This is a genomic window from Exiguobacterium sp. s145, assembly GCF_018618835.1.
Taxonomy (GTDB): domain Bacteria; phylum Bacillota; class Bacilli; order Exiguobacteriales; family Exiguobacteriaceae; genus Exiguobacterium_A; species Exiguobacterium_A artemiae.
Genome location: NZ_JACSMV010000037.1, coordinates 1 through 5,959 on the forward strand (window position 1 = coordinate 1; position 5,959 = coordinate 5,959).

Here is a 5,959-nt window from a genome sequence, read left to right on the forward strand (position 1 = left end):
GGCAAGTCTTTTTCTTTTTTCGCAAAAGGAGTGCAGAACTGTGTACGTTTCCGTCGCACAAGTCTGCACTCCTATTTTGCATTACACAGCACTGTCGGAACAGATTCAGACCGAACTGTACCGACGTTATCAAACCGATTTCTCGGCGACACTCGTGACACCATTGGCGAACTTTTCGACGCGTGATCAGACGGCCTTGATCTTGAACCGCCAAGCATTTGAAGAGATTGCAGAGCAACTTCCGGAAGCAACAGACGTTTTCGCGAATAAACTGACGATCATTGCACCGGAGCAGGCAACACCGCCCAGTAAAGAAGAGCTCGACAATACCCTGCAGTCGTTTGGATTAAGCCCGTTCATCGAACAGCAGTATGAGACGACCCGCTATACGACACCACTCCAACTGACGGCGATTGATCAAAACCTCGTGAACGGCAGCCTGCTCGTCGACGAACCGATGCTGATCGTCTTGAATGATGATGCGAAGACGCGGATGAAACTGAAGCAGCTGTCCTCTGTTTTGTTGAGTGACATCATGTACGACGTCGATCCACCAACGTTTGATCGTTTCGTTGAGGAACAGGCGATGACGGATGAACTGGTCATCCGGACGAATGTCTGGGATAAGTACATCGGTGTCTGGGAAGCAGCCAAACGGTTGATGAACATGAATCTGGTTTTTGCCGCACTGATCATTAGTCTGGAACTGTTGATCATCGTGACTGTCTTGAAACTCGAGTACCAAGTCAACGCGCTTGAGTTATTCGTCAAAAAAGTCATCGGCTACAGCATCTGGCAAAAAAATCGACGGTTAGTCCTCTATACACTTGGTGTTACGTCGTTCAGCACGGTGACCGTGACGCTTGCGGCGTACATCTTTGCAATCGGTCATCCCTTGTGGTTGCTGAGCGGAGGCGGTCTGTTGGTCGTACTCGAAGGAATAGTGTTAGTCGGACTGATTCGTAAGATCGAACGGGCGAACATCCAACGGATCCTAAAGGGGGGAAATGTATGATTCAGATTCAAGGCGTGTCAAAAACATTTGAAGGCAAAAGCTTATTTGAAAATTTGTCGTTACAGATTGAGGCCGGAGATTTCGTCATCTTTTCCGGACCGAGTGGATGCGGGAAAACGACGTTGTTAAATATGGTGGGGGCCTTGGAACCGCTTGATGCGGGGCAGATTCTTATCGATGGACAGGACATCACGAAAAAACGGAATCAACTTGACTATTTCCGGACGAAGATTGGATTTTTATTTCAAAACTTCGCCTTGGTCGACCATAAGACAGTCCGACAAAATCTGGAGATTATCCAAAAGCGCTATCGCGCCGGCCAAACGATTGAAGAGGTCTTGTCAGCCGTCGGTCTTGAAGAGAAGATCGATAAAAAAGTCTATATGCTGTCCGGGGGCGAACAACAGCGGGTCGCACTGGCCCGACTGATGCTGAAGAAATGTGACATCATTCTCGCCGATGAACCAACCGGCTCACTCGATCAAGCGAATGCCGAACGGGTCATGACGATTTTGCAGGAGTTGAATGCAAGCGGCAAGACCGTCATTCTCGTCACGCACGATGAAGCAATCAAAAAACAGGGGAACAGGTTGGTGGAACTCGGATGAGGCGAAAGAAAAAAAGCTGCGCAGTGAGTTTGATTCAATGACCGGCTTCCTGTTGCTGAATCTTGTTTGATACGGAGTGACGTTCAGTTTAAACCATTTTTAACAGCCGCTTCAGAGCACGTTGGTCGTCTTGCGGCCCAATGGAAGACATCAGGTATTCCTGTTTAATTGAATCGTGAACTGCTTCCTGATGAGGGGAGCAGTTTTTTTATTATCTGTCTGATTTTCTATTTATGAAAAAAGTAAATAATCCCTTTTAATGGTATTTTTATAGAATAGAATAGTGCGAGGGGGATAAAAAATGAAATGGCAACAATGGTTAAGCGGACTCGTTTTGGTGACCGGCAGTTTGGTCTGGTTTGAGACTGTGAGCGCAGAAGAAGCGAATGTACCAGAAGAGCGGGTTATGGTTCAGGTGAAAGGGCAAAACGTGACACAGACTTCAAAAGAAGTACTGGTCAAAAAGATGAGTGCTGCTTCAACAATATATACAGTGGACGTGCCAAGCGGGAAAACGATGAAGGAGTACATCAGGGAGTTGAAAGCACAACCTGAAGTCGTCAGAGTCGAACCCGATTATCGTTTAACACACTTCTATACACCCAATGATTCGGATTTAGATCTTCAATCCCATCATCAAAACATTGAGACGGAAAAAGCCTGGAATAAAACAAAAGGTGCAGCAGACGTTATCGTTGCTGTGATTGACGACGGAATTGATTTGTACCATGAGGATTTGGAAAGTAATATTGTCAACCCGTATGATATCGTCAGCGGCTCGGATGAAATTATTCCTTTAGGTGAACATGGAACACATGTCGCGGGAATCATTGCCGGGGAAATGGACAACTACAGCGGGGGATCCGGTATTGCTCCAAAAACAAAAATCATGCCGCTTAATGTATTCGAGGAGGATGGTGCCTATGCATCCGATGTCATCGAAGCGATTTACCATGCGGTCGACAACGACGCGGATATCATCAATATGAGTCTGGGGAGTTATAACTACAGCTGGTTTTACCAAGAAGCCATTGATTACGCACACGCGGCCGGACTGGTGATTGTTGCAGCAGCAGGTAATGAAGATACGGATGAACCGGGTTATCCGGCATCTTATGAACATGTCGTCTCGGTGGCTTCCACAACACCGGAGGATTATCCGTCCAGTTTCTCTAATTACGGGCCGACAATCGATGTATCGGCTCCGGGGAGTTATATTTACTCTACCTTGCCAAACGATACATATGGTAAGATGAGCGGAACGTCGATGGCTTCACCCGTCGTCGCAGGGATTGCAGCTTTAATTAAAGCGAACGAGCCGAATCTGACAGGCGATCAAATCGTTAAGCGTCTGATTGAAACAGCAGATGATCTTGGGGAAAAAGGAAAAGACGATTACTACGGCTATGGTCGTGTCAATGCTGCGAAAGCCGTAAACACGGTGACATACGGACCACTTGTCGTCGATACTTTTACCGACCAATCGACGCAAGTCACAGGACAGCTTCCTTACGATATTCCGGACGGGACAATCCGTGTTTATAACGCGTCGAATCAAGTCATCGGGCAACTGAAAAAAAGTCAAAAAGGGAAATTTACGATTCCTGTTCCGAAACAACTGGGTGGATCGACTTTATCTGTATCCATCGAAGATAACCAAAAAAATAAAAGTACAGTGAAGACGTTCAAAGTCATCGATAAAACAGCCCCGGTCGCACCAAAGGTTGCTGTATTTACCGATGCGATGACGGCACTGACGGGTACGGCTGAGAACAAGAGTACCGTCATCGTCATGAACGGCAGCAAAAAAGTAGGACAAGCAACAAGCAGTTCGGGAAAATTCTCGGTCAAAGTAGCCAAACAAAAAGCGGGAACGTCATTAGCGGTTTACACACTGGATACTGCACAAAATAAAAGTGCTGTGACGACCGTCAAAGTCATCGATAAAACAGCTCCACCCGCGCCGACAGCCGGTCCTGTGACGACGAAGACAACGTCATTAAGCGGGAAAACGGAAGCGAAGGCAGCTGTTTATCTCTATAAAGGAAAAACGAAAGTCGTCAGTACGATGGCAGATGCGAAGGGTGTATATAAGCTCGCCTTCAAAGTTCAGCCAAGCGGAACGAAATTGTCACTATATGCTGTTGACGGAGCAAAAAATAAAAGTGCAACAAGATCAATTACGGTCAGTGTCTTTAAAAAAAGTAACGCGACCTACTTAAAAGAACATTATACAGCGGCGAAAAAAGGTACATTATATAAAGCGGAAGCCAAGTTATATGATCGAATGAAGATTACAGGGAAAAATGCGATTTACGGAGTCGACAGTACGGGGTGCTGTGTGTTCGGAAAGGTCAAAAATGATTTCGTATACGGTACGATTGGTTACGATGCCAAATATCCGAATCATGTCGGTGATATCATGACGATACCATCTTTTGATGATCGTAAAATCAAGTGGACAGAGTTTACAAGTACGCTTGGAAAACCGAAAGTACACCGTAAAACAAAAGCAAACGAATGGAATAAGATGATTTATATGGTAAACGGTCAAGTGACGATACGCTATGATCTTGCGGGAACAGTGGAGTACAAGCCGACTGCCAAAACAACTTTTTGGGCAGACTATGATTACAACGGGTATGTAAGAGCATTCGGAATCCGGTATTTTTAAGGAATAAAAGATCCTATCTAGACCAGGAGTTAAAACTCTTAAGGTAAAGATAGGATTTTTTTATGAATTGTGCTCATACATACCCCTATAGACTGATACCTATCATGCATGGATTAAACTAAAATACTCATATAGATGTTAAAATAAACCTTTTGAAATTTATTTATTGTAATATAATAGAAAAATACAAATGGTGGAATTATCATTAAAGATGCTCAGCGCATATATCACAAAGGGAGAAATCATATGATTTTAATAATTACTGATGCATTTGATAGTCATGCTGAAAGAGTCATTTCAAACATTGAAGCAGAAGGTATTCCCTTTTTTCGATTCAATTTAGATGTCGAAGCTTTAAAAACCACGACGATTTCAATTTTTGAAGAAACTTGTATAATTCGTCAAAACGACAGCGTTATTTCTATGGATGACATCAGCGTAGTATGGGTTAGACGAGCATTTGTTGAACTTACCCTTGAAGAAATGAAGAACCAGTCGACCGGGTTCAAAATTTGGAAAAACGAATGGAATAAAACGTTGAACGGATTATACCTGCGTTTAAAGAAAAAGACATGGTTGAACGAGTTGAATCAAGCATTTAAAGGAGAAAATAAATATTCTCAATTAGCTATTGCGAAAAAAATCGGATTTAACATACCAAAAACTATCGTTTCAAATGATAAAAAGGCACTCGTTGAATTCTCTAGAAATTACGATAAAGTAGTGTTTAAATTAATGACTCAAGATTTTTATCCAGATCTTCAAGGTGGATATCAAGGGTTATACGTCAATACTGTAAATAAACAGCAACTCGCTGAATTCAGCGAAATAGGTGAAAACCCAATTGTTTTACAAGAATTTATAAAAAAACAATATGAGGTTCGCTACACTGTCGTTGCGGAAAAACATTTTGTATGTAAAATTGATTCTCAAGCTTCCGAAAAAACATCAATTGATTGGCGAAGATATGATATTCCGAATACTCCTCATTTTGAAATAACACCACCTAAAGAAATAGTGAAGAAAGTTCAAGAATTCATGAGAGTGCTGGATTTAAACTATGGAGCGTTTGATTTTGTAGTGACTCAAGAAAATGAATGGTACTTTCTTGAGATCAACTGTTTTGGTCAATGGCTTTGGATTGAAGATCTGACTGGAATGAACATTTCTGCCGAGATAAGCAATTGGTTAATAGGAAAATATACAGAAAAGGAGGTGAAATCAATTGAAAGTATTCGCACTTAAATTTTTAGAAACTCCATCTGATGATGGGAAAATCAAACATGAGCAATGGACTTGGACTCCTCAAAATAGTGAGGCGATCAATATCTATGCCTCGGGAAGCTCTACATCTTCTCGTCAATCTACTTATGCAGCTGAAAAAGATGATCGGTCGGATAGTGATCGTCCAAACGAAGGTATGTACATCGCCTAAGATCACTAGAGTAGTGATTGAAAATGGATGACATGCATGATTGCGATTAAGTAAACATATTACTATCATCTGATTTGCAACGTACTGAAGGGTAAACTCCACTTCAGTACGTTTCATACGAAAAGAAGCACTCGCACCTTGATATGCTCCCCAAAAAGTAGACAGTTGAAATAACAAAAACTGTCTACTTTGAAGGGAGCTTTTTCTATGGCTACATCTAGATTTTC

5 protein-coding genes are annotated in these 5,959 nt (G+C 42.6%); all 5 read left to right on the top strand.

Annotated elements, in window-relative coordinates:
* Positions 1–40: 40 nt before the first annotated feature.
* A complete protein-coding gene (locus KNQ07_RS16380) occupies positions 41–1,015 on the top strand; it encodes a DUF1430 domain-containing protein (RefSeq protein WP_214767956.1) in 975 nt (324 codons plus the stop codon).
* Positions 1,012–1,623, top strand: a complete 612-nt coding sequence (locus tag KNQ07_RS15845; RefSeq protein WP_214767958.1) for an ABC transporter ATP-binding protein — start codon at positions 1,012–1,014, stop codon at positions 1,621–1,623. The genes KNQ07_RS16380 and KNQ07_RS15845 overlap by 4 nt, the downstream gene beginning before the upstream one ends.
* A gap of 301 nt (positions 1,624–1,924) precedes the next feature.
* Entirely contained in the window at positions 1,925–4,297 is a 2,373-nt protein-coding gene (locus KNQ07_RS15850) for a S8 family peptidase (RefSeq protein WP_214767960.1), read from the top strand.
* 246 nt (positions 4,298–4,543) lie between these two features.
* A complete protein-coding gene (locus tag KNQ07_RS15855; RefSeq protein ID WP_214767962.1) occupies positions 4,544–5,542 on the top strand; it encodes an MvdC/MvdD family ATP grasp protein in 999 nt (332 codons plus the stop codon).
* Positions 5,523–5,732, top strand: a complete 210-nt coding sequence (locus tag KNQ07_RS15860; protein ID WP_214767965.1) for a hypothetical protein — start codon at positions 5,523–5,525, stop codon at positions 5,730–5,732. The genes KNQ07_RS15855 and KNQ07_RS15860 overlap by 20 nt, the downstream gene beginning before the upstream one ends.
* Positions 5,733–5,959: the final 227 nt, after the last annotated feature.

Bases quoted from the DNA above. Each gene is read 5' to 3' on its own strand.
- KNQ07_RS15855 (WP_214767962.1), top strand. From the start codon at position 4,544: ATGATTTTAATAATTACTGATGCATTTGATAGTCATGCTGAAAGAGTC.
- KNQ07_RS15850 (WP_214767960.1), top strand. From the start codon at position 1,925: ATGAAATGGCAACAATGGTTAAGCGGACTCGTTTTGGTGACCGGCAGT.
- KNQ07_RS15845 (WP_214767958.1), top strand. From the start codon at position 1,012: ATGATTCAGATTCAAGGCGTGTCAAAAACATTTGAAGGCAAAAGCTTA.